Annotated in this window: 25 protein-coding genes; 19 read left to right on the top strand and 6 right to left on the bottom strand. The window is 46.4% G+C overall.

Going from position 1 to position 23680, the window contains the following annotated elements; all coding sequences use genetic code 11:
• Positions 1-5: 5 nt before the first annotated feature.
• The 5 genes from L976_RS23375 to L976_RS17635 all read left to right on the top strand — a co-directional run bounded on the left by L976_RS23375 (position 6) and on the right by L976_RS17635 (position 4034).
• A complete protein-coding gene (locus tag L976_RS23375; protein ID WP_156143201.1) occupies positions 6-158 on the top strand; it encodes a hypothetical protein in 153 nt (50 codons plus the stop codon).
• Positions 159-604: 446 nt separating this feature from the next.
• On the top strand, positions 605-1435 hold the full coding sequence (locus L976_RS17650; RefSeq protein ID WP_047538846.1) for a helix-turn-helix transcriptional regulator: 831 nt from the start codon (positions 605-607) through the stop codon (positions 1433-1435).
• 102 nt (positions 1436-1537) lie between these two features.
• Positions 1538-2242 carry a LysE family translocator gene (locus tag L976_RS17645; RefSeq protein ID WP_047538843.1) on the top strand — a complete coding sequence of 235 codons (705 nt, stop codon included), beginning with the start codon at positions 1538-1540 and terminating at the stop codon, positions 2240-2242.
• 150 nt (positions 2243-2392) lie between these two features.
• Complete coding sequence (locus L976_RS17640; protein ID WP_047538840.1) at positions 2393-3202, top strand: hypothetical protein; 810 nt, start codon at positions 2393-2395, stop codon at positions 3200-3202.
• A gap of 97 nt (positions 3203-3299) precedes the next feature.
• On the top strand, positions 3300-4034 hold the full coding sequence (locus L976_RS17635; RefSeq protein WP_047538837.1) for a DUF1566 domain-containing protein: 735 nt from the start codon (positions 3300-3302) through the stop codon (positions 4032-4034).
• A gap of 37 nt (positions 4035-4071) precedes the next feature.
• On the opposite strand, the gene L976_RS17630 is transcribed toward L976_RS17635, so the two are convergent.
• Positions 4072-4614, bottom strand: coding sequence for a hydrolase (locus L976_RS17630; RefSeq protein WP_047538833.1), 543 nt, complete (start codon positions 4612-4614; stop codon positions 4072-4074).
• Between the two features lie 324 nt (positions 4615-4938).
• On the opposite strand from L976_RS17630, the gene L976_RS17625 reads away from it, so the two are divergent.
• The 5 genes from L976_RS17625 to aroG all read left to right on the top strand — a co-directional run bounded on the left by L976_RS17625 (position 4939) and on the right by aroG (position 9673).
• Positions 4939-5277, top strand: a complete 339-nt coding sequence (locus L976_RS17625; RefSeq protein WP_011071066.1) for a P-II family nitrogen regulator — start codon at positions 4939-4941, stop codon at positions 5275-5277.
• A 10-nt stretch (positions 5278-5287) separates the two neighbouring features.
• The gene (locus tag L976_RS17620) at positions 5288-6538 is read left to right on the top strand and encodes an ammonium transporter (protein ID WP_037414289.1); all 1251 of its coding nucleotides are present in this window, start codon (positions 5288-5290) and stop codon (positions 6536-6538) included.
• A 114-nt stretch (positions 6539-6652) separates the two neighbouring features.
• Positions 6653-7000, top strand: a complete 348-nt coding sequence (locus L976_RS17615; RefSeq protein ID WP_047538829.1) for a hypothetical protein — start codon at positions 6653-6655, stop codon at positions 6998-7000.
• 118 nt (positions 7001-7118) lie between these two features.
• Complete coding sequence (locus L976_RS17610) at positions 7119-8306, top strand: tetratricopeptide repeat protein (protein WP_047538825.1); 1188 nt, start codon at positions 7119-7121, stop codon at positions 8304-8306.
• A 308-nt stretch (positions 8307-8614) separates the two neighbouring features.
• A complete protein-coding gene (gene aroG / locus L976_RS17605) occupies positions 8615-9673 on the top strand; it encodes a 3-deoxy-7-phosphoheptulonate synthase AroG (protein WP_047538823.1) in 1059 nt (352 codons plus the stop codon).
• A gap of 50 nt (positions 9674-9723) precedes the next feature.
• Here aroG and L976_RS23370 read toward each other — a convergent pair whose 3' ends face one another.
• The gene (locus L976_RS23370) at positions 9724-9900 is read right to left on the bottom strand and encodes a hypothetical protein (protein ID WP_011624090.1); all 177 of its coding nucleotides are present in this window, start codon (positions 9898-9900) and stop codon (positions 9724-9726) included.
• Positions 9901-10403: 503 nt separating this feature from the next.
• Between L976_RS23370 and L976_RS17600 the strand changes: the two genes are divergently transcribed.
• Positions 10404-12194: an ABCB family ABC transporter ATP-binding protein/permease gene (locus tag L976_RS17600; protein ID WP_047538821.1), complete on the top strand. Its 1791-nt coding sequence runs from the start codon at positions 10404-10406 to the stop codon at positions 12192-12194.
• A gap of 110 nt (positions 12195-12304) precedes the next feature.
• Positions 12305-12562 (top strand): hypothetical protein, encoded by a 258-nt coding sequence (locus L976_RS17595; protein WP_037414299.1) that lies wholly within the window; start codon positions 12305-12307, stop codon positions 12560-12562.
• Positions 12563-12585: 23 nt separating this feature from the next.
• Here L976_RS17595 and L976_RS17590 read toward each other — a convergent pair whose 3' ends face one another.
• The 3 genes from L976_RS17590 to L976_RS17580 all read right to left on the bottom strand — a co-directional run bounded on the left by L976_RS17590 (position 12586) and on the right by L976_RS17580 (position 15033).
• Positions 12586-12792 carry a hypothetical protein gene (locus tag L976_RS17590; protein ID WP_037414301.1) on the bottom strand — a complete coding sequence of 69 codons (207 nt, stop codon included), beginning with the start codon at positions 12790-12792 and terminating at the stop codon, positions 12586-12588.
• A gap of 145 nt (positions 12793-12937) precedes the next feature.
• Positions 12938-14428, bottom strand: coding sequence for an FMN-binding glutamate synthase family protein (locus L976_RS17585; RefSeq protein WP_047538818.1), 1491 nt, complete (start codon positions 14426-14428; stop codon positions 12938-12940).
• Between the two features lie 11 nt (positions 14429-14439).
• On the bottom strand, positions 14440-15033 hold the full coding sequence (locus L976_RS17580; protein ID WP_047538815.1) for a histidine phosphatase family protein: 594 nt from the start codon (positions 15031-15033) through the stop codon (positions 14440-14442).
• A 183-nt stretch (positions 15034-15216) separates the two neighbouring features.
• Between L976_RS17580 and L976_RS17575 the strand changes: the two genes are divergently transcribed.
• The 3 genes from L976_RS17575 to L976_RS17565 all read left to right on the top strand — a co-directional run bounded on the left by L976_RS17575 (position 15217) and on the right by L976_RS17565 (position 17349).
• Positions 15217-15822 carry a DUF5610 domain-containing protein gene (locus L976_RS17575; RefSeq protein ID WP_037414307.1) on the top strand — a complete coding sequence of 202 codons (606 nt, stop codon included), beginning with the start codon at positions 15217-15219 and terminating at the stop codon, positions 15820-15822.
• Between the two features lie 109 nt (positions 15823-15931).
• Positions 15932-16681 carry a ferredoxin--NADP reductase gene (locus tag L976_RS17570; RefSeq protein ID WP_047538812.1) on the top strand — a complete coding sequence of 250 codons (750 nt, stop codon included), beginning with the start codon at positions 15932-15934 and terminating at the stop codon, positions 16679-16681.
• Between the two features lie 71 nt (positions 16682-16752).
• Positions 16753-17349 carry a glutathione S-transferase N-terminal domain-containing protein gene (locus L976_RS17565; RefSeq protein WP_037414311.1) on the top strand — a complete coding sequence of 199 codons (597 nt, stop codon included), beginning with the start codon at positions 16753-16755 and terminating at the stop codon, positions 17347-17349.
• 6 nt (positions 17350-17355) lie between these two features.
• Here the strand turns inward: L976_RS17565 and L976_RS17560 are convergent, their stop codons facing one another.
• Entirely contained in the window at positions 17356-17775 is a 420-nt protein-coding gene (locus tag L976_RS17560; RefSeq protein WP_047538809.1) for a hypothetical protein, read from the bottom strand.
• Between the two features lie 215 nt (positions 17776-17990).
• Here L976_RS17560 and L976_RS17555 point away from each other — a divergent pair, with 215 nt between their 5' ends.
• The 4 genes from L976_RS17555 (at position 17991) to ggt (ending at position 23592) form a co-directional block, all read left to right on the top strand.
• Entirely contained in the window at positions 17991-18998 is a 1008-nt protein-coding gene (locus tag L976_RS17555; RefSeq protein WP_037414315.1) for a Fe(3+) ABC transporter substrate-binding protein, read from the top strand.
• A gap of 58 nt (positions 18999-19056) precedes the next feature.
• Positions 19057-20691, top strand: coding sequence for an ABC transporter permease (locus tag L976_RS17550; RefSeq protein WP_047538806.1), 1635 nt, complete (start codon positions 19057-19059; stop codon positions 20689-20691).
• Positions 20688-21737 (top strand): ABC transporter ATP-binding protein, encoded by a 1050-nt coding sequence (locus tag L976_RS17545; RefSeq protein ID WP_047538803.1) that lies wholly within the window; start codon positions 20688-20690, stop codon positions 21735-21737. The genes L976_RS17550 and L976_RS17545 overlap by 4 nt, the downstream gene beginning before the upstream one ends.
• Positions 21738-21879: 142 nt before the next feature.
• Positions 21880-23592: a gamma-glutamyltransferase gene (ggt, locus tag L976_RS17540; protein ID WP_047538800.1), complete on the top strand. Its 1713-nt coding sequence runs from the start codon at positions 21880-21882 to the stop codon at positions 23590-23592.
• The last annotated feature ends 88 nt before the right edge of the window (positions 23593-23680 follow it).

The raw sequence follows: 23680 nt of genomic DNA, 5'->3' as shown, positions 1-23680 counted from the left end.
TAATCATGGCATTAGCCACTCCCGTTACCGCTTCTTCTACCAACGAGGTGAATGCCCAATGTGCAACCTTTAAGGCAAGCCACTTAACAGCCCAATACCAAGTGAACAATGCTAATAAGGGGCAACGTTGGCAGATGACGCGACTCAGAGTTATTTAAAGGGATAACACCACCTTTGAACAATAGGCTCCCAATGGCGAGTATTTGCATTATTTCTCCGTTGAAAGTGCTCTGTCACTTAGCGCAAGGGTGACTTTCGGGCGTTAAACATCAAGCACGATCGTGAACCCTTATACCATGTGATCTCACTGGCATTGCCCGCTGATATAACTAACATTGGCCTAAAACAACTACTTTATTGAACTAACACAATTACTTTGCTTTGTGGTTTAAAGCGTTATCGAACACGGTCGCAGTGGCTTCTATAAATAGCGAAGACCATGCCATTGAGGCGTAAGACGGCCACGGCAGTCATTCGCACTCATCCGCCATTTGGCATTTTTTGGGGAGGGCGCTGCAATAATTTACTATTCCGACCAAGAGCTCGGCGGCTAGAATGAGTAGTATCTAAAGTTATGTTTGCCCTGTGAGATTAAGCTTGCCCTATGAGCCGTGTGACTCCCGTTGAAAATATCAATTACTGGCGCCATCCCAGTCTCTCGGGCATTGAACTGAGTCAGGCGGAATTTACCCATTTCAGTTTTGATAAACACGTGCATCTGGATTATCACTTAGGTGTGGTGACTCAAGGGGCACAGCAATTTATCAATAAGGGCTGTCATTATCAGCTAGGACAACATGGGCTATCGACCCTCAATCCCGATGAAACCCATGATGGACAAAGCCGTGACGCCGAAGGTTATCGGGTTAAGGTGATGTCGATCCCCGTGGAATATATGAATGGTATCAGCCTAGAGTTAGGGCTGAAGGCCCATTTTTTTAATGCACCTATGGTGGATGACTCCGCGTTATATCAGTACTTTATCCAGTTGCATGATTTGCTTATCCAAGGCCAATGCTCTGAGCTTGCGGCCGAGTCGCACCTGCTGAACTTTATGCAGCTGTTATTAACGCGCCATCCGGCAGGAGTGCTTAAACTTGAGCAGGATAGTAGGCTATCATGGCAGCAGTTAAATCGAATCAAACAGAAAATCCACGATGAACCTTGGCAAAACACTCAGCTTGAAGGTCTAGCCAATGAGGTCAACCTGAGTAAGTTTCAATTTTTAAGGCAGTTTAAACAGGCAACGGGTATGACGCCCCATGCCTACGTTAAGCGGGTGCGATTAGAGTTAGCGAAAAAGTCCTTAACCGATGGCACCTTAGTGGCAGATGTGGCCCAGCAGTTAGGCTTTTTCGACCAGAGTCATCTAAATAAGGCGTTTAAGCAGGCTTTTTTACTCTCTCCCGTCCAATTCCAGCGACGCATGCTTTAATTTGCCTCGGTAAATTAGCGGCGTGCAATTTATTACAATGCAAGCTCTGGCGATTTAGTCATACTGGACTTTCTGTTTTTCTTGTTTTGCGGAGCCGTATTGATGGATGTATCCCTGTTAGTCACTTTAGCCGTTATTCATTGTGTTGCCTTAGTGAGCCCCGGGCCGGATTTTGCCATTATGGTGAAGATTGCCACCTCACAGCCGCGAAACACCGCAATCGCCACGGCAGCCGGGATATCGGCGGCGATTTTAGCCCATACCATTTTGAGTTTAACCGGCGTTAGTTTAGTGATTAAAAGCTCCCATACCTTGTATCTGTTAGTGCAATTGCTGGGTGCTTCATACTTGGCGTGGATGGGATTTGGCGCGCTTAAGGCTGCGGTGGCTTTTTTCAGTAAACCCAAAACCGTATTACACGGCAAGGGCGCAGATCCCTCTGGGTTTGCAACAACCTCAGAACACAGCCTTGATATGCCCACGGCGGGTGCGGTCAACGCTTTGTCAGCTAAACAGGGGTTTATGAGAGGGCTTTATACCAATTTATTGAATCCTAAAGCTTTAGTGTTTTTCTTAACCTTATTCTCTGCCCTGATCACCCCCAGCGTGACGTCCGTGACTAAATTCGCCGCAGCGCTGTTGTTATTTGTCTTGTCACTGCTCTGGTTTGGCTTTCTGGCGCTGATGCTCTCTAAGGCCAAGGTGCAGCAAAAGCTGCAACGACTGACGCCTATCATCGATGGGGTGATTGGGGTGATCTTTATGTCGGTCGCGGTGGCGATAGCGTCTAGTTTGCTGTTGGCTTAAGGAGCTGTTAGCTTAAGGAGCTGCGAGCGAGGCTGTGATTCGGCTTTTAACACATAGGCTTGGATGGGATTGTTTATGTTTATCCCACCTTAGCTATGCTATCCTTGCGAAGTCTTAATTTGGATGTTTTTGACTTTAAAGGAATAAGCCATGCCTCATGCTCTGTCTTCTCGAACATATTCAGCTATTCATCGACTTTCGCGCTTAGGGCTTTTTGCAGGCTTGCTGCTGGGGAGTCTAAGCCTTGCGCCACAGGCTTTGGCCGCACTAGAAGCGGAATATGTGCCGCAGGTGCAAGCTTTGATTGATGCGGCCAAGGCGGGTGATCGTCAGGCGATTGCCAAGCAGATTGCTTATCCTCTCAAGCGTGAATATCCGCTCCCCGATATACAAAATCCACAGCAAATGCTGACGAGATTCCAGCAAGTCTTTGATAGCAAGTTGTTGAGTCAAATCGCCAATTCGACCACAGAGAACAACTGGGAGACTATGGGCTGGCGCGGCATTATGCTCGATCACGGCAGTGTCTGGTTGGACTTTGATGGCAAAATCTCGGGCATTAATTATCAAAGCCCAGAGGAAGCCAAATTAAGAGACGAGCTAATCGCGCAGCAAAAATTGATGCTACACGAGAGTGTGCGCGAATTTGCTAGCCCAGTACTCGCGTGGGAAACCGCGCGATTTACCATACGTGTCGATGCCATCGATAATAACCAATATCGTTATGCCGCTTGGGCAAAGGGTAAATCCCTGAGCGAGAAACCTGATTTAGTCCTCAAAAAGGGTCAATTGGTGCGCGAGGGTACTGGCGGTAATCATTCCTTCCAGTTTAAAAGTGGTCCCTATCGCTATGTTTGCGATGTGATAGTGCTCAGCGCCGAAGAGAGTCCAGTGGGTAGACTTTATGTTTACAAAAACGATCAATTGCTAGTGCAGGAGCCTGTGATTAAGGCGTTATAGCTTAATTGGTCATTCGCTTAAGGCAATTCCCTGATGCGAATGCCATCGAGGTTGCCTGTAGCTGTCTTTTATCAACACCGGATTTAGGTTTGTTGTGATGATTAATCCCGCCAAAATCGCCGTTTTCGGCACTGCCATAGTGCTGTTGTTTTTACTAACTGAATGTCGCCAAAAAGAGCAAATTCCCCTGTGCGGCCATGTCGAAGGTACGCCAATCGATACTAGCTTTGATGGCGGTCTCGATAATAACGACCGCACTCTGGCATCAACTAACTGCTTAAAAATAAAAGCACTTTACGATAAAAGTGATCGCCAAACTAAATGGTTTAGCAGTTCGCCTTCTATCGCGGTGATGAACGCCTTGGGTTACTTAAAACAAGATGATGCCGACAACAGTGGCGATTCCTATGCGATGACATTTAATGTACAGGAGGAATTTGTGTTTGGCCCAAGCCGAGGAGAATATGCGCAGTTTCGTCAGGACGGTAAGGGCGTTATCTTACCCGGCACCGAAGCGGCCAAGGGCAATGAGGCCAAGGTTGGTGTTAACGGTCAGTTTGACCGCTGGTGCCAAAAATTGGCCTCAATCGAGTTTGCTGGTAAAGACAATTGGCGCAGGCCAACGGAGCAGGAGTTAAATACCCTCTATGGGGATGGCGAGAGTCGTGCAGCCTATCAACGTGCGCAGTGGAGCTCGACAATCCCTTCTTGGTCTCGCACAGTGTATGAGACCGAATTCGAGGTCGGCATTATCTCGGTCGCCTCCAGCGGTTATAGCTTTCGCAGTTATGCCAATAGTGCCAAATTTGCTGTTTGTGTCGCCGCGTTTTGACCCGCTAAAGAGAGCTTGAACAAGCTCTCTTTTCGCCTTATTTAATCAACTTAATCAGCGCTTTAAATCGATCGCCTTGGGCATCGTGTTGCAGTTCAAATAACAGTGACTCCACATTGGTCAGCGTGGCTCCCTTGGCGGTCATCATTTGAATGCCCAGTTGTTTATTGTCAACGCTGCGGGAAGAAACGGCATCGGCGACGACATGCACTGAGTAGTGCTGATCGAGCAGATCACGGCAAGTCTGGTATACGCAAACATGGGTTTCTATCCCCGCGAGCAACACCTGTTTCCGCCGAGTTTGGGTTAACGCATTAGCAAATTCATCACAATACCAACCACTAAAGTGTTGCTTGGCAATGGGCGAGCCCGTTTTTTCGAGTAAGGTTTTTAACTCTTCAGTGGTCGAGCCTAGTTTGGCGGGTAATTGTTCGAGCCAAAGGATAGGAATTTCAAACAGCTGCGCGCCTTGGATGAGTGTACTCAACTGCTGATGAAGCTTGGCTGAGTTGTCCATGATCTGAGCGAGCTTTCCCTGCACATCGACGATAACGAGTACACATTCTTCGGGTTTTAACATCGGGTATTCCTTCTGCGCGGGTGGAATAAAGGCATCGTTTAGCGATTGCTCTGCTTATTTTGTGAATTGTGTGTTTTTTACACTGTTAGTAAACCCTAATTGAGCAGCCTCACCAATAGGGCAAAAGTCGAATATGCCGTGCACTTAAATTGCTCACTAAAAGAGTGCGCAGCCTCAACGCTTGCACAAGTCTGGTGCATTTTTAATCGGTTAACTCAAGTGTATTCTTTATTATTTCTTTTAAATCAATAAATTAAAATTCTGGCCTAATGATTGAATTATCTTGGATACAAGTTAATAACAATCGCGTTTTTGGAGGTCAGGATGAAACTAGTCAGCGCTATCATCAAGCCATTTAAATTGGATGATGTCCGTGAAGCTATCGCCGGAATTGGTATTGAGGGGATGACGGTGACCGAGGTTAAAGGTTTTGGCCGTCAAAAGGGGCACACAGAGTTGTACCGTGGCGCTGAGTATCAGGTGGATTTTTTACCAAAAGTAAAACTAGAAATTGCCACTAAAGCAGAAAATCTCGACATGCTGATTGAGGCGATTACCACCGCGGCTCATACGGGAAAAATTGGTGACGGCAAGATTTTCGTTATCGACTTAGAACATGCCATCCGTATTCGTACGGGTGAACTCGACACTGAAGCGCTATAGGGGGCGGAAGATGGAAGAACTAACAAAATTAGGCGTGACAGTCTCTGAACTGCGCTTTGCACTCGACACCTTTTATTTTTTGATTTCTGGCGCCTTAGTTATGTGGATGGCAGCGGGTTTTGCCATGCTCGAAGCCGGCCTAGTACGCTCTAAAAATACCACCGAAATTTTAACTAAAAACGTGGTGTTATATGCGATTGCCTGTGTGATGTACCTATTGGTTGGCTACAACATTATGTATGTCGACAATGCTGAAGGTGGCTGGTTGCCTTCACTCGGTACGCTAATTGGCTCACAAGCTAGCGATGCTAACCATGCCTTGGAATCTGACTTCTTCTTCCAAGTAGTGTTTGTAGCAACGGCGATGTCGATTGTCTCTGGCGCCGTCGCTGAACGGATGAAGTTATGGGCTTTCCTGTTCTTCTCCGTGGTGATGACAGGCATTATCTACCCCGTTGAAGGCTACTGGACTTGGGGTAAAGGCTTTATCTCTAGCTTGGGCTTTGTGGACTTTGCGGGTAGCGGGATTGTGCACATGACAGGTGCTGCGGCGGCTATCGCTGGGGTGTTACTGCTCGGTGCTCGTAAGGGCAAATATGGCCCTAACGGCCAAGTCAACCCAATCCCAGGCTCTAACCTGCCAATGGCGACCTTAGGGATGTTTATTCTATGGATGGGCTGGTTTGGTTTCAACGGTGGCTCACAATTAATGGTCTCAGATGCGGCTAACGCTAGCTCTGTCGCTAAAGTCTTTGTGAACACCAACACCGCGGCCGCTTTTGGTGCTATTTCTGCCCTCGTTGTGTGCAAAATGATTTGGGGTAAAGCAGATTTGACCATGATCCTCAACGGTATTCTGGCGGGCTTAGTGGCAATTACCGCCGATCCGCTGTCGCCTTCACTGCTGATGGCGGGTGTGATTGGCCTAGTTGCTGGTGGCTTAGTGGTGTTCTCTATCGTGGGTTTGGACAGAATTAAGATTGATGACCCAGTCGGTGCAATCTCTGTACACGGCGTAGCGGGTTTCCTCGGTTTAATGTGTGTGCCGTTATCAAATGCCGACGCCACTATCACGGCGCAATTAACGGGTGCAGCGATTATCTTCGCATGGGTATTTAGCGCGTCGTTTGCGGTGTGGTTTGTGCTGAAGATGACCATGGGTATCCGTGTTTCTGAGGAAGAAGAATATAACGGTATGGATGCATCTGACTGTGGTATCGATGCTTACCCAGAGTTTGTAACTGTAAAAAGTGCCGGCTAACTCGCGCTGATACACTTGATGCCTCTAAGGGATAAGAGGATAGTAAAGCAGAGCCAAGGCTCTGCTTTTTTTATGGGTCTTCGATTCTACTTGCACCGCAACAAGGAGCTAACGATGCGCTTAATCTCGGATCTCACCGCACCACTTAGACGTACCTGTTTGCTCGGGAGTATGCTGAGTGTTCTCTTAGCCTTGCCCACTTTTGCGGGGCAAGTTGTGGTGACTCGCTCGGATAAGCCTTTCGATGCTTTTGCTGTTCGCGACCAAGTGCTGAAAGATTATGAATGGCAGGAGTCTTTGAGAAGACAGGAGCAAATTCAAATTCTGCAAGCCTTGCCCCTCGGTTGTATCGCGCAGATAAAGCCTTACCGCTATTTTACTTGCGGTCAGGATAACTACCGCCCCTATCGTTATCAGCAGCAGGATGTGTATATCAAGGTTGACCCTCCGGCGCAGCGTTAACTCTCAAACTGCCGCAATCCTATGCGACAGGTCGTTATTTTTTGTAACCATTTAATGACGTTTTTTTGGCCAAGTGTAATAAGCTCAAATAGGAGCCTTATGGTCTGGGGGACGTATCATGATACAACTGCGCACCATCTCTAACAGCATTCTTTGCTCATTATTACTTTTACTATTATGGGGTTGCAGCTCGACATCCCCTAAACCTAGTGATAATGAGATAGATGCTTTGTTTGCCGATTCGTTGTTTACACCAGTTAATAATATTCCTCGCGTCGAGGATATTTTTAGTCTTCCGCCCTCTGTGATAGCCGATGTCCGGCGTGCCTACGATCGCTATAGCTTCTCGACGAAAAATCCCCTTGCGGTGCACGAATGGTTAGCCAGTTATATCAATGCTAACCAAGATGGTGGCCACAGCGACTTTCACTATCAAGATAATCTGACTCAAACAGCCAGCGAAACCTTCGCCCAGCGTGCGGGGAATTGTATGTCGTTGGTGGTCATGACATCGGCGCTAGCGGATATTTTTAAGATTGGCACTGAGTTTCAGGATATTGCGATTGAACCCGTTTGGGATAAACAGGGCGAGTTTTATCTGATTAACGGCCATGTCAATCTGCGCTTGCTACCCGCTTCAAGCGTGCATGCGGTTTATATGTCGACCCATGCCATTTTGGTCGACTTTATGCCCGAGCGAGCCCTGCGAGGCTACAACAAAGTGCAAATCAATCGCCAGACCTTAACTGCTATGTTTTACAACAATATGGCCGCCGAGTCTTTAGTCGAAGGCGATTTAGACCGAGCCTACGCTTTGGTTAAAGCGGGTTTAAAATCTGGACACTTTATCCCTGCACTCAACACCTTAGCCGTGATTTATCGCCACAAGGGCGATGAGCAACGTGCAGAGCAAGTTTATCGCTACGCCCTTAAGTTTGATGCTAGCGATATGACGACCCTCTATAACTTAGCGGTGATCTTAGGTGAACAGGGGCGTTTAGATGAGTGGGCACAGATCCATAAAGTGCTTGAATTAGCGCGCATTCGTAACCCTTATTACTACTATGATATGGGCGAGCAGGCCTACGATGAGCATCAATACCGTGAGGCGCTCGCTTGGTATCAAAGGGCGGTCGATAAGGCCGATTATCGCCATGAGTTTTTCTTTGGTCTGTCACGCACCTATTGGGCGCTGGGTGATGAAAAACGCGCTAAACAGAATATGGAAAAGGCGGTGGCACTTAGCCGCGAAGCCACAGATAAGCATCGTTATCAGGCCAAGTTACAGGCCATGCAGCAACACTAAATTCTTAACTCGACCTCCTTTGTTTGTGCTTAATACCTGATAAAGGAGGTTTTTAATTTTCCGCTTTCATCACCGCTTGCTTCCAACCCCAACACTTGCTTGGCTTTAGTTTGCATATCACATTGAAATATTTGAATTTGTATTTTTTAAAAATATGTTAAAACAAGACCTTATAGCTGATTTGTTGAAATGGAGACAACTTGGTTGCATTAGCGGCGCATACTGGATAAATTGAATTCAGTATTGCAGTCGAGATCCCTATTGCAGCGATAAAAATAGCCTAAACACGAGAGTTGGAGCAGTAAATTATGTATTACCAAAATGATGACGTTCGCATTAATGAAGTCAAAGAGTTACTTCCACCGATTGCGATTCTTGAACGATTTCCTGCTTCCGAAAACGCTGCTGCAACTGTGTTTAACGCCCGCCAAAGCATCCATAACATTCTTGCCCGCCGAGATGATCGTTTGTTAGTCGTTATTGGCCCTTGCTCTATTCATGATCCTAAAGCCGCATTGGAATATGGCCAGCGACTGGTTGCGCTAAGAGAACGTTATCAAGATCAGCTCGAAGTGGTGATGCGTGTGTATTTTGAAAAACCGCGTACCACAGTGGGTTGGAAGGGGCTCATCAACGATCCTTATATGGATAACAGCTTCAAACTGAACGATGGTTTGCGTACTGCGCGTAAACTTTTAGTCGATTTGAATGACTCTGGCATGCCGACCGCGGGTGAGTTTCTCGATATGATTACCCCGCAGTATGTGGCGGATATGATGTGTTGGGGCGCTATTGGTGCTCGCACTACGGAATCACAAGTACATCGCGAGTTGGCCTCGGGGTTATCTTGTCCAGTAGGCTTTAAAAATGGTACCGACGGCACGATTAAGGTGGCGATTGATGCCATTGGCGCCGCGAATGCGCCGCACCACTTTTTATCGGTCACTAAATTTGGCCATTCGGCGATTGTGTCGACCAAAGGTAATCCTGATTGTCATATCATTTTGCGTGGCGGCCGTGAGCCAAATTATAGCGCAGGCCATGTGGCGCAAATCAGCGAGCAGTTGAAAAAGGCTAAGCTAGTCGACAATATCATGATCGACTTTAGCCACGCCAACAGCAGTAAACAATATCAACGTCAAATGCAGGTTGCGAACGAGGTTGCTGAGCAAATAGCGGCGGGTAATAAGGCAATTTTCGGTGTGATGGTTGAAAGTCACTTAGTCGAGGGACGCCAAGATCTGATCGAAGGTCAAGCCTTATGTTATGGTCAGAGTGTCACCGATGCTTGTATTGGCTGGGAAGATACGGAACGTTTGTTAGCGGTGTTAAATCAGAGTGTAATTGAGCGTCGTCAGCGCGATTAATACGCTTAAAGATCAAAAACAAAGGCGCTATCCCAGCGCCTTTATTTTTATTATTTTTTGCTCATTTCGGCTAAATATTCGTTCGCTTTGGCTAAGCTACCAAAAGCGGCAATCAGGTTATTTCGGCCTTTGTCCTGAATTTCTGGATTCCCTGACTCGATCATCATCCACACCCAAGTTTGGATCAGTGGTAACGGCGGGTATTGAACTTTGGCTGAATCCAACATAAAGCATCCTTCGATCTTGATTTATTTGAGTTATCTTAGTGTTATCGCAAAACGAGTACAGAGCATATTGCTTCGCTCGCTGCTGCGGCCAGAGGTTTGCAAATCCTGCTGCTAGTGAACTTAAGTCCATGGGGCATTTTGGGTAAAACCGACAAAATAATCAACACTCCAATCCATGTTATCGCAGCCTATTTTAGCGTTCATTATTCGGATAAAACCTTGCAACTATGGCATTTCTTATCGTTAATAAGCCCTTAGTGATTTCTCCTAGGGTAAGTCGTTAGTGTGACATTTTTATATCGAGGCACTTCTATGCGGATATCTAATTAAAGACGTCTCATTACTTCAGTACCGGCAGCTGGTATAAGTGGTAATTGTGCCAAGTGATAAGTGGTTTGTCTGTCAGAAAAATCTGATTGATTTTATTAAAACTTTATCCTTTGATTCACTTTATTATTCGCCATGCTGTTACAATTGACCGACTTAGGCAAAGGTTTAGATATATGCGTCCAACACTGTACTTTGAAGGTCCCATCGATAAGCTCAATTGGCATGTGATTAAATTGCTCTGGCCCTATTTGCTTGAATATAAGGGGCGGGTGGCATTGGCTATGTCTTGCCTTATTGTTGCTAAGCTTGCTAGTGTCGGTTTGCCGTTTATTCTCAAAGATATAGTCGATACTTTAGATGTTAATAAAACAGCGCAGGCCTTGAGTGTGCCTATCGGCTTAGTATTGGCCTATGGCGCAGTACGACTGTTAACTGCCATTACGGGGGAAATTCGCGATACCTTATTTGGTCGAGTAACAGAGCGGGCTATTCGGCGTTTAGGCCTTGCGGTGTTTGATCACCTACATCGCCTCGATTTGGATTTTCACTTAGAGCGACGCACGGGCGGTTTATCGCGAGACATTGAACGTGGCACCAGTGGCGTGAGCTTTTTGATGCGTTTTATGGTGTTTAACATAGTGCCGACGCTGTTAGAAATTGCCATGGTCATTGGCATTTTCTTTTTTAATTATGGACTTGCCTTTGCTGCGATCACTTTTACCTCCGTGATGGCCTACATTTGGTTTTCGGTCATTGCTACCGAGTGGCGTACCGAATATGTGCGCGATGCCGCCAAGGCCGACTCCCTCTCGAATACCCGCGCTATCGACAGCCTGCTGAATTATGAAACCGTGAAGTATTTTAATAACGAGAAATATGAATCGGATAGATACGATCAGGCCCTAGAACAATGGGAAGTCGCTAAGCGTAAGAATCGTTTATCGCTTTTTGCCCTCAACGGCGGGCAGGCGCTGATTATTGCCTTAGCGATGACGGCGATGATGGTGTTAGCGGCTTATAAAGTGACCAACAATGAAATGACCATAGGTGACTTTGTGTTGATCAATGCTTTTATGATGCAGCTCTTTATGCCGCTAAACTTCTTGGGATTTGTCTACCGTGAAATCCGTGGCGCTTTAGCCAATATCGAGCGGATGTTCAGTTTGCTGGATAAACACCCTAGTATTATAGATAAACCCGATGCATTAGATTTTCACCCTTCCCGTGGCGAGCTCAGTTTTGAGCAGGTCAGTTTTAACTATGATGACAGACCCATACTGCGTAATGTTAGTTTTAAGGTTGCAGCGGGTAAAAAGGTCGCTGTGGTTGGGGATAGCGGTGCGGGAAAATCCACATTAATCAAACTATTGTTCCGCTTTTACGATGTAGAGCAAGGACGTATTTTGATTGATGGACACGACATTCGCCAGTTAACACAAGATGCGCTTCGCAGAGCGATTGCGATAGTGCCACAAGATACAGTGTTATTTAATGATTCTTTAGTTGAGAACATTCGTTATGGTCGCCCTGATGCGAGTGATGACGAAGTGCGCGATGCTATTAAACTCGCTCATTTAGAAGATTTTATTGCTTCACTTTCACAGGGTTGGGATACCAAAGTGGGTGAGCGGGGATTAAAGCTCTCGGGTGGCGAGAAACAACGAGTTGCGATTGCTCGCGCGATCTTAAAAGGATCGCCAGTGTTAGTATTTGATGAGGCGACTTCATCCCTCGATAGTCGCTCCGAGCAGGCTATTTTAACGGCCCTTCGCGAGGTGGCCAAAGGACACACCAGCTTAGTGGTTGCACATCGATTATCGACTATTGTTGATGCTGATCAGATTGTTGTTTTAAGCAAAGGCGAAATTGTTGAGCAGGGACATCATACAGCATTATTAGCCCAGGACGGCCTTTACGCTAAGTTGTGGCGGATACAAAATGAACAACAACAGCTCTTGGTGTAATTATCAAAAGCGTTTGCTGTAAGTCTAATAGCGTTGCGACAATTCAGTTTTTATTCAGCTAAGGCTCTCTATACTCGAATCCAAGCAAATAATCATAAGAGGTGCTTGGCATGGAAAATATGGCATTAAGAGTCAATATTGAAGGCAGAGAAGAGAAAGTCAGCACAGACTGGTTTGCGATTATGGCAACGCTTCAAAAGCGCGGTGTAGATTATGATTCGCTACAACGAATTCATGCTGAGCTCAATGCAGGTCTGAAAGTGACAACAAGACGGTTAACGCTGGCCAAACTGAATCTAGATATGGGACTGGCTGGGATTATTCGTGGAACGAATGAATATAACGCTGATATTCATGGTGTTTGTTAAGCAGAATAATAGGATATATAAAATTATATCCCCTTGGGTTTTCCAGCCTTCCAACCTTCACACAGCAGATTGAATTTATTGGTCGAGTCGTCAATTCGTTTCAGACGAATGACTTGACCTTCACGAAAACACAACAGCTCGCCTTCGATCTCTGTTAAGCGATTACAGCTCTTACAGCTTGTGCTGGCAGTTTTGCTGTCAGACATTTGGCTTACAAAGCTAGATTTCACAGTGTTTCCTTAACAATAAATATGAAATGGTTTAATTCAATGCGTGTATCACGGATTTTACTCCTTTTGTGATACACATTCAAATTAGTTATTGCTGAATTAACTTTAGATGAAAGCCGTTTGTTATGCACTGGAAATTTATTAATTATTGATTGATATGGGAATAATATTTATCCAGTGAAACCGACAAGCCACTTTCAAGTACAATCCGTACATGGGAAGGTTTGAGCTGCCTTGGTTCTGTTACCCCACATGCATGGGCTATTAGCGCCAAGTCGTGGTGTAGATTATGGTTATAATTGGCAACTCGGTTAGATTTGTCTTTTGGATCAAGTCCTTGCTGAAGTTTTTTATTGTGTGTGGTAATTCCAGTGGGACAAGTATCCTTGTTGCATTGCAATGCTTGAATACAGCCTAAGGCGAACATATTCCCACGGGCTGAGGCGATAAAGTCAGCGCCTAAGGCGAGCGCCCAAGCGACCCGTGAAGGGACGATGAGTTTACCAGAGGCGATCACTTTGATACGTTTACGCAATCCACGTTGAATCAATACATTAACCAAAATAGGTAGACTTTCTTTTAGCGGTAGGCCAACACAATCCATTAAAGGTTGCGGCGCGGCACCTGTTCCACCATCGGCGCTATCTAAGGTGAAAAAGTCTGGAGCAGATGCTTCTCCACGACGTTCAATTTCATCGCAAAAATCTTCAAGCCATGTTACGTCGCCGAGTACGGCTTTTATTCCTGTGGGTTTACCCGTTACTTCGCGCACTCTGGCAATCATATCCAGAATATCGCCAACATTTTTAAACTCGATATGACCGTTGGGACTGATGGAATCTTGTCCCTGTGGAATACCGCGAATATGGGCGATTTCCTCTGTCACTTTTACGCCAGGTAGGATGCCACCTTTACCGGGTTTTGCACCTTGACTCATTTTGATTTCAAACATTTTGACTTGAGGGTGCGCTGCAATTGTTTTGAGTTTGTTATCGTCTAAATGGCCGTGCTCGTTACGAACGCCATATTTGGCGGTGCCGATTTGAAAGACTAAATCACAGCCGCCCTTTAAATGATAAGGGCTTAAACCGCCTTCACCTGTATTTAACCAACAACCTGCCTGCGCCGCACCATGGGATAAGGCGGTGATAGCGGGGCGGGACAGAGCGCCAAAGCTCATGGCAGAGATGTGGCAAATGGTATTTGTGGTGTAAGGTTCGCGGCAATCGGCGCCAATAGTCAGCGGATGAATGGGTGTAATGTCCTCATCTTGGGTCGGAAAGGCGGTATTCATAAACATAATCGTGCCAGTCGTGTCCAAGGGCCGGGTCGAGCCAAATGCTATCGTTCTATCTACATTTTTAGCCGCTCTATATACCCAGCTTCGTTCTGCGCGGTTAAAGGGGAGTTCTTCCCTGTCCTGGGCAAAAAAGTATTGTCTGAAAAATTCACCTTGTTTCTCAAATAAATATCTAAAACGACCAATCACAGGATAGTTATGGCGTACTGCCTGTTTGGTTTGCAATTTGTCAGCAAAGTACATGTAGACAATGGCTAGAGCGCCAAATCCGATAATGATTAAAAACAGCCCAGATAAGAGATCTAGTCCCCACATAAACCAATTCAATTCGTGCATCTTGTTATCCTCTATTCATTGCCGTAGCGGGTGGAGATCAAGCTGGCAGCTTGTCCATCATTAATAGAAAGTAAAAACAACTGGCTGTAATCATCTTCACTGATGTTGGGAATGTCTGGTCCACCGAGAGCCTTGATGATAAGTGGCACGGTGTTGGAGTGCCCTGCAATTAAGCTGTTACCTTTAATCGCATGTACTTGTTCAACAATATGTTGGATATGGGGTTCGAGAGGTTTTTTTGCCTCGAGCACAGTAATCGGTAAATGCCGTTCCGTTGAAATCGGTAATAAGGTTTGCTGAGTTCTTTGATATTGAGTCGCGATTAGCTGTGAAATGGGGGTACGTTTTAAGGCGCTGATAAGCGCCTGAGCACGTATATTGCCACTGGCTGAAAGGGGAGGATCGCCTGCGGGCTCATCGGCTTTTTCTGCATGTCTTACGAGAATGATTAATCGATTATCGGCAATAGCTTGATTGATCGGACTAAGTCCAATGCTGGCGAAGAATAGTAGACTTATCAGTAATGATTGTATTAGCGTTCCTGAATTGAAACCGATTCTTCGATTATGCCGCAAAAAACCATGTAAATATTGGGCGATTGCCATGCCTTATATCCTTATTTTATGGGCGAGTATTAAGAGGGGGTTAGGATGGTATTGAACAAACAAACCTATTCTCTATTTGTATCATCGCATTAAGTATGAATGGTACTGCAATTTATAAAATTGCTAAAGTTGCTCAAATTTTGGTCGATAATTAAGTCTCCCCAAGTTGAGTGGACTAGCATCATGGAAATCAATAACCCTGCACAGGTACAGAGCACTTCTTCGACCCACAGTAAATATGCTGAAAACGCGGCAAATAGTGATAAGACGAAAAATGTGGATGCCACCTCTAAACAGACGGCGCAGCAAACTAGTAAGCAGTTAATGAATCAAGCAATTCTATCGGCGCAGGAAGATGTAAGCCTAAAGTCGGGTGATCAATCTATGACCTTGCTTTATCGCGCAGCAATCGAAGCGATAAACAAAGAGTTAGCTCCTTCTATGGGCGAGAACGCGATTCAAACCGCCTATGATAACGGTGTCGATACATCCCCCGAGGCCACTGCCGATCGTATTGTGAGTTTCGCGACGCAATTTTTTAGTGTTCATCAGCAGCAAAATTCGAATATGAGTTTTGACGAACAGCTCGACAGCTTTATGACCATCATTGGTGGCGCTATCGATAATGGCTTTAAAGAGGCGAGGGATATTTTATCTGGTCTTAAAGTGCTGCAGGGCGATATTGCCGATGGTGTGGATAAAACCTATGGGCTCGTTCAAGAAGGATTACAGGCCTTTAGGGACAGTTTTAATAAAAAATCAAATGAGACTCAAGCGACTAACACTTAATTTAATCCTGCATATCTTAACTCTTAAGCCCCTTACAATAAGGGGTTTTTGTTGTGTGAATAACCGTCTATGCTAGGAGCCTATTTAACGTTTTGCTTGAGGGCGAGTTATGTGGACTAGGGGACGCGTTATTGAACGTATTGATTGGAACGACAAGTTATTTTCACTGCGGATAGCGGCCGAGTTAGCTCCCTTTATTCCCGGTCAATTTATTAAACTCAGTCAACTTCAAGATGATAAGCGTATCGCTAGAGCTTATTCCCTGGTTAATTCTCCCGATAAACCCTATGCCGAGATTTTGGCTGTTGCTGTAGAGGATGGCCAGTTATCCCCACAATTACAGAATCTTACCATCGGTGATGAAATAGACATCACTCCAACGGCAACGGGTTTTATGACCTTAGATGAGATCCCAAAGGGAGAATTACAAGGTCGGCATTTATGGTTTTTAGCCACAGGTACGGCCATCGGGCCATTCTTATCCATGCTGGATACCGCCGAACCTTGGCAGCGTTTTGAGAAGATCGTACTTGTCTATGGTGTGCGCGAAGCTAAAGATTTAGCCTACCTCGATAAACTAAAGGCTTATTCGATGCAATATCCAGATCAGTTTATCCTGTGTTTAACTGTGACCCGTGAAAAGCTTGATGACGCATTGCAATGCCGTATCCCCGATGGCTTAGTCTCGGGTGAAATCGAGCGGAAAGTCGGATTAACCTTAAGTGCGGCGGATTCCCAGGTGATGATTTGCGGTAATCCTGGGATGATTAGCGGCGCCCAAGCGGCATTGCTTGATAAGGGGCTCTCGAAAAATTTACGCCGTGCTCCAGGGCAAATTACCGTAGAAAAATATTGGTAATAATGCGAATGTTTAGCATCCGTTACCAAAGTATTCGTTGCTTTATAGTTGTCGTTTAGAAGGATTTTTTGATGAAGTTGCTCTGCTCCCTTGCGTCACCCTATGCTCGCTGTGTTCGTAGCTTAATCCGTTATTTAGGGATTAAAGATATTGAAGAAGTCCTCGTTAATCCAATGGAAAATACGGCACAGTTGCTTGATGTTAATCCGTTAGGTCAAATTCCTTGCCTGATCACGAATGATGGCGTGCCTATTTTCGATAGCGAAGTGATTATGCGTTATCTGGACGCAGAATTAGGTTCACAGGAAATGTTTGGCGGTCAACCTTATAACTGGGTATTGCAGTGCCAGTACTCGATGATCAAGGGATTAATTGATAGCGCGGTGAAGTTGCGCCAAGAGCAAATGCGTGAAGATGAGGGGGTGAGATCAGCTTTTTGGACATCACGTTTTGAGCAGGCTCTGCTGCGTGGGTTGATGCAGATGGAGCATCAGAGCGTGATTACTCAAGCAACCATACAAGCGCCACAGTTAGCGTTAATCTGTTTGTTGGATTATGTGGATTTCAGACACCCTGAACTCGATTGGCGTAAAGTTGCTCCAGCGACTGCGATCTGGTTTAGCGAAATGCGTGATTTACCTGCGTTTGTAGATACTCGCCCACAATAAATATTGTCAATGGTCGGTTAAGCGCCGGCCTTTAGGCTTATCTCGGCGATTATGTTCACCAAATGCGCCGAAGAGCTCTTTAGTCATGCCGTAGTCAACTCGGCGATCGTTACCAGCTTGGCGCCTATCGTCATAGTGTTTATAGTGGCACTGACATTGGCTTTGGGTGCAGCCTTTCATTGGAATTTCAGGCGCTTCTTTTGACAGGAAGCGTTTTCCTTTAATTGCATCGACCTGTTTGCAGCAATTAGCTTCGTTTTCAATACTCACGCAGTGGAAGGCATTCAATATCGTCGTTCCGTGCTTTGCTCGTTTTGCCAAACTCGTGGTTTTGGCAAACGACTTGTGCTGCTTTTGACTATTTTGGTAGGTCATAAATATCGCTAGTCCAAGAATAGTAATGAAGAGTAGTAGCATGCTAAACATAATACCTCCCAACTATTTTTAAAAATTAAGATTCAGTTTAGTTTGGTTTGAGATAATTCGCCTTTTTATATCTTAATTTCATTAAAAACAAAAAGTTATACTAACTATTGCTCTCCTTAAGTCGATCAATTACTCTTGCGAAACTGATAACTATTATCATTTTTAATCTAAGAACGACTCACGTTTGACGTCATCATTTTGAGGAGAAATCGCGAATGAAATGGGTAACTTGTGCCGCTTTAATTGGGTTGATATCGGTTGCACAGTCTGCACATGCGGATGAAAAATTAACGGTTTATTCCTATCGTCAAGCGTTTTTGATTGAGCCCATCTTGAAGCGCTTTACTGAAGAAACAGGCATTGGCGTGAATGTGGTGTTTGCCAAAGACGGGATTGCCGAACGTATCGCCCGTGAAGGTCGCTTATCACCTGCGGATTTAGTGTTAACTTCAGATTTTTCTCGTTTGGTCGAATTAGTCGAAAAAGATCTGACTTCTCCCGTGAAAAGTGAGCAGCTCAATAGCAATATTCCCGCGCAATACCGCGATCCGGATGGGCAATGGTATGCCTTGACGATGCGTGTTCGAAACCTCTATACGGCAAAAGATCGCTTAGGCCCACAAGCGATTAGTTATGAAGAACTCGCCGATCCTAAATACAAAGGTAAGATTTGCACTCGCAGCGGTAAGCATCCTTACAATATCGCCTTGGTGGCTTCGATGATTGCTCATCACGGTGAGGCGGACACGAAAACGTGGCTACAGGGTGTTAAAACCAATTTAGCCCGCAAGCCTCAAGGTAACGATCGCGGACAGGTTCAAGCGGTAAAAGAAGGCCTATGTGATATCGCGATTGGTAACAGCTACTACTATGGCAATATGCTGCAAGATCCGGAGCAAAAGAGCTGGGCTGAAGCCGTGGTGATTAATTTCCCGAATCAGGCTGACCGCGGTGCCCATGTCAACGTTTCAGGTATGGTGCTCACTCGCCACGCGCCGAATAAAGACAATGCTATCAAGTTGATGGAATTCCTCTCTGGCGATGTGGCGCAAAAAGCCTATGCCGAAGTGAATATGGAATATCCAGTAAAAGCCGATGTTGCACCTTCAACCTTAGTGGCCTCTTGGGGCGAGTTTAAATCTGATAAGTTGCCGATTTTCAAGCTGGCGGAATACCACCAAGCGGCGGTGAAATTGTTAGATGAAGTGCAGTTTGACCTCTAGTTAGGCAGTTAAATCGATAAGTGCGCCATTAATTGGCGCACTTGTTTAAAGGAGCCACATGATTTTAGGATTAGCCAGAAGCTGGTCGCTTACTGGTTATGCCATAGCTGTGCTACTGGTGTTACCCCTCGTTGCGTTACTTCTTCAAGCGGCTCAGCCCGATGAGGCCGTTTTTGGTCATCTACTTTCTACTGTATTACCGACATACATCACTAATAGCTTATGGTTGATTCTGTGGGTGAGTATTGGCTCACTCTTGCTGGCGTTGCCCTGCGCTTGGTTAATGGCGCGCTGTGAATTTGTCGGTAGACGGTATTTGCAATGGGCTTTGTTATTGCCCTTGGCCATGCCAGCCTACATTGTTGCCTACGTGTATACGGATTTATTTGATTACGCCGGCCCAGTACAAAGGAGTTTGCGCGCGCTCTTTGGTTGGAGCTCACCGCAGGATTACTTTTTCCCTGATATTCGCACCTTAGGTGGTGCAGCGTGTGTGTTATCGCTGGTGTTATTTCCCTATATTTATCTGTTAGCGCGTACCGCGTTTATGGAGCAATCCTTAAGTTTGGCGTATGCATCAAGGATCATGGGCTGCTCGCCTTGGCAGAGTTTTTGGCGTTTATCTTTGCCAATGGCAAGGCCCGCCTTGGCCGTGGGTGTGGCATTAGTGGCGATGGAAACCGCAGCGGATTTTGCCACAGTTAACTACTTTGCCGTGCCAACCTTAACGACAGCCGTATATGACACTTGGTTGGGCTATGGCAATTTAACCGCCGCGGTAAAGCTCTCGGCCATTATCCTGCTGGTGGTGTTTAGCTTGATTGGCGTTGAGCGTTTTGCCCGCCGTAAGCAGCAGTTATTCCAAAAACAGTCCCGCATTCAAGCGAGCGATTTATATCGGCTCTCACCAATGCAAACCCTGTTTGCCCTCGGTTATTGCATCACCTTGTTACTGCTGGCCTTTGTGCTGCCAAGCGGAATTTTACTCTCCTACGCTATCGGTTATTTTGAGCAGAGCTGGGATTCGATTTTCTGGCAATTGAGCGTGAATAGCTTGAGCCTCGCGCTCATTACTAGCCTAGTGTGCTGCGCGATTGCATTGATATTGATGTTTATTCGCCGTGTGAGCCCAAGGACGAGTGATGCATTGCCATCGCGCTTGGCTTCAACTGGCTATGCTTTACCCGGAACGGTACTTGCCATTGGTGTATTGGTGCCATTAACCCTGCTCGATTTTGCGATTAACGACGTCGCCGATTGGTTGGGGATGGCAGGCCCTGGGCTCTTGCTCACTGGCAGTACGGCTGCGCTGGTTTTTGCTTTTTGTGTGCGTTTTGTGGCCATTGCGATTGGCAGTGTTGAGACTAGCTATAAACGCATCTCGCCCTCATTAGACATGGTGAGTCTAACACTTGGGCAAAGCCCTCGACGTTTGCTCCAAAGAGTGCATCTGCCGCTGCTCACTAAGGGATTATTTGCCGGGGCGCTGCTGGTGTTTATCGAAAGTATGAAAGAATTACCGGCGGCATTGTTGCTGCGTCCCATAGGTTTTGAGAATCTTGCGACCTATGTCTTCCAGTTTGTCTCAGACGAAAAGCTTGAATATGGCGCCTTGCCCGCCATTGTGATTGTGCTCGTGGGTTTAGTCCCGCTGATTTATTTAAACCGTTCTTTGGAGCAAGATAGCCGATGACCAGTACGCTCAATCTTCATCAAGTCCATAGTGATTATCAGGGCCAACAGATACTCAAAGGCTTAGATTTGACGCTGGCACAGGGGGAAATTCTTGCTCTGCTCGGCCCAAGTGGCTGCGGCAAAACCACCTTGCTGAGGGCGGTTGCAGGATTGCAGGCCATCAGCCAAGGTGAAATTCAAATTAATGGCAAGATTGTAAGCGGCGTCGGGCAGTTTGTGCCGAGTGAGCAACGGGGCATAGGGATGATTTTTCAAGACTATGCTTTATTTCCCCATTTGACTGTCGCCGAGAATATTCTCTTTGGTGTGGCAAAATTAACGCCAGCGCAGCGCAAGGCGCGGTTAGATGACATGCTCGCCCTAGTGAAACTTGAAGGCTTAGCCAAGCGTTATCCCCATGAGTTGTCGGGTGGTCAGCAGCAGCGGGTGTCGATTGCCCGCGCATTAGCCTATGAGCCGCAATTACTGTTACTCGACGAGCCTTTTTCGAATATCGATGCACAGGTGCGCCACAGTATGATGGCGGAGATCCGCAGCATTCTAAAGCAGCGTAATGTTAGTGCGGTTTTTGTTACCCATAGCAAAGATGAGGCCTTTGTGTTTGCCGATACCTTGGCCATTTTTAATCAAGGTGTGATAGTACAACATGGCCGAGCGGAAGACTTATATGCCGCACCAAATAGCCGTTATGTGGCTGATTTTCTGGGAAGTGGCAACTATTTACCCGCCGAGGTTGTTGATGGCCACCGTGTTGTCACTCCCATTGGTGAGCTGCGCAGCCTCACGCCCTTGTCAAAGTCTAATGCATTTAATGGCCAAGTGTTTTTGCGGCCACAGCAATTGGCGCTCAGTGCCGATGATGCGGGCGTAGGGACAATTACCGAGCGGCGCTTCCTCGGCGCATTTTGTCATTATTGGGTAAAAGTCGAGGCGGCATCCCACGCCCATTATGTCGAAGTACGTAGCCAAATTATGCAGTTCAATGTTGGTCAGCGAGTGGGCTTAAATACTGAGCCACATTCCCTAGTGCTATTTGAGTCTTAATGCCTAGGCCGCACTCGATATGCCAGTGTCTCAGCAGAAAGCATGACATTTTTGCTTACGTTTAACTTGGGTAAAAAACACCTAGATTGCTGATATTTTCAGCCTTCCTTGTTACCTTAATTCCTCCAGAGTGGGAGGAATTATGATAAAAACAATAAAATCAATTTGTACCTTAGTCACAGTGGCGACAGCAATGTCGTCATCGGGAGTGTTAGCCATGGATAGGATCACGGGTAAAGCCTTTGCGACGCGCTCAGAAGTGTATGCCACCCACGGAATGGCGGCGACCAGTCAACCGCTGGCGACACAGGTCGCGATTGATGTATTAAAACAGGGCGGCAGCGCTGTGGATGCAGCCATTGCAGCGAATGCCATGCTGGGCTTAGTCGAGCCGACTGGCTCGGGTGTTGGTGGTGATTTATTTGCCATTGTCTGGAGTGCTAAAGATAAAAAGCTCTATGGCCTTAATGCCTCCGGTCGCAGCCCCAAATCCTTAACGCTAGAGAAGCTAAAATCCCTCGGATTAGACTACTTGCCCCCTTTGGGGCCGCTACCCGTATCGGTTCCTGGTGCGGTGGATGGATGGTTCGAACTGCACGATAAGTTCGGCAAGTTACCAATGGCCGATAATTTAGCGCCAGCGATTCGTTATGCCCGCGAAGGTTTCCCTGTCTCCGAGTTGATTGCCTATTACCTTGAGGGCAGCGGTAAAAAGCTCGCTCAATTCCCCGGTTTTAAAGAAACCTATATGCCCAATGGCAAAATGCCTGCGGTAGGGGAGATCTTTAAAAATCCTGCATTAGCAAACACCTACGAGAAAATTGCCAAGGGCGGTCGCGACGCATTCTATAAGGGCGACATTGCCAAGAGCATAGATAAATACATTAAGGCTCAAGGTGGCTATTTAAGTTATGAAGACCTAGCCAGCCATACTAGCGACTGGGTTGAACCCGTATCGGCGAACTACCGTGGCTACGATGTGTGGGAATTGCCGCCCAACGGGCAGGGGATTGCTGCACTACAGATCTTAAAAACCATGGAGCCCTTCGATGTCGCCGCCATGGGCTTTAATAGTCCCGAATATGTGCACTTATTTGTAGAGGCGAAAAAACTCGCCTTTGCCGATCGCGCGAAATTTTATGCCGATATGGCCTTTAACAAAGTGCCTGTAAAAGAGTTGATCTCGCAGCAATATAATTACGATCGCGCCAAGTTAATTGATTTAAACAAGGCGGCTAAGAGTGTCGATGCGGGCAATCCTGCGCTGCAACATGGGGATACTGTGTATCTCACTACCGCGGATAAAGACGGCAACATGGTGTCGCTGATCCAGAGTAACTACCGCGGCATGGGCTCAGGTATGACGCCGCCGGATCTCGGCTTTGTGCTGCAAGATCGCGGGCAGATGTTCGATCTCACCGAAGGTCGATTTAACACCTATGCGCCGGGTAAGCGGCCCTTCCATACCATTATTCCCGCCTTTGTGACCAAAGACGGTAAACCTTGGCTCAGTTTTGGGGTGATGGGCGGTGCAACACAGCCGCAAATGCATGCGCAGATTATTATCAATCTGATTGATTTTAAAATGAACTTGCAAGAAGCGGGTGATGCCCCCAGAATTTTACACTCAGGTTCGACTGAGCCTACGGGGGAGATAATGAATGACGGTGGCTATGTGAGCCTTGAATCAGGCTTCCCCGTCGAAACTCGCCGTGAGCTGATGAAGAAAGGCCATGTGCTTCGCGATGTTCTCGGTGATTTCGGTGGTTATCAAGCCATTGGCTTTAATGCTGAAACGGGCGTTTACCGCGGTGCATCAGAAAGCCGAAAGGATGGTTATGCCGCAGGATATTAACGCATCACTCGTTTTGCTCTACTGAAGCGAATGCAGAATAGACAAAATTGACGAGGCGTAATGGCCTCGTCAATTTTTATATTTCAGC

The sequence above is a fragment of the Shewanella sp. ZOR0012 genome (assembly GCF_000798835.1).
Lineage (GTDB): Bacteria > Pseudomonadota > Gammaproteobacteria > Enterobacterales > Shewanellaceae > Shewanella > Shewanella xiamenensis.
The sequence above is the reverse complement of the archived record's forward strand: the minus strand, read 5'-3'. Positions and strand labels throughout refer to the sequence as shown.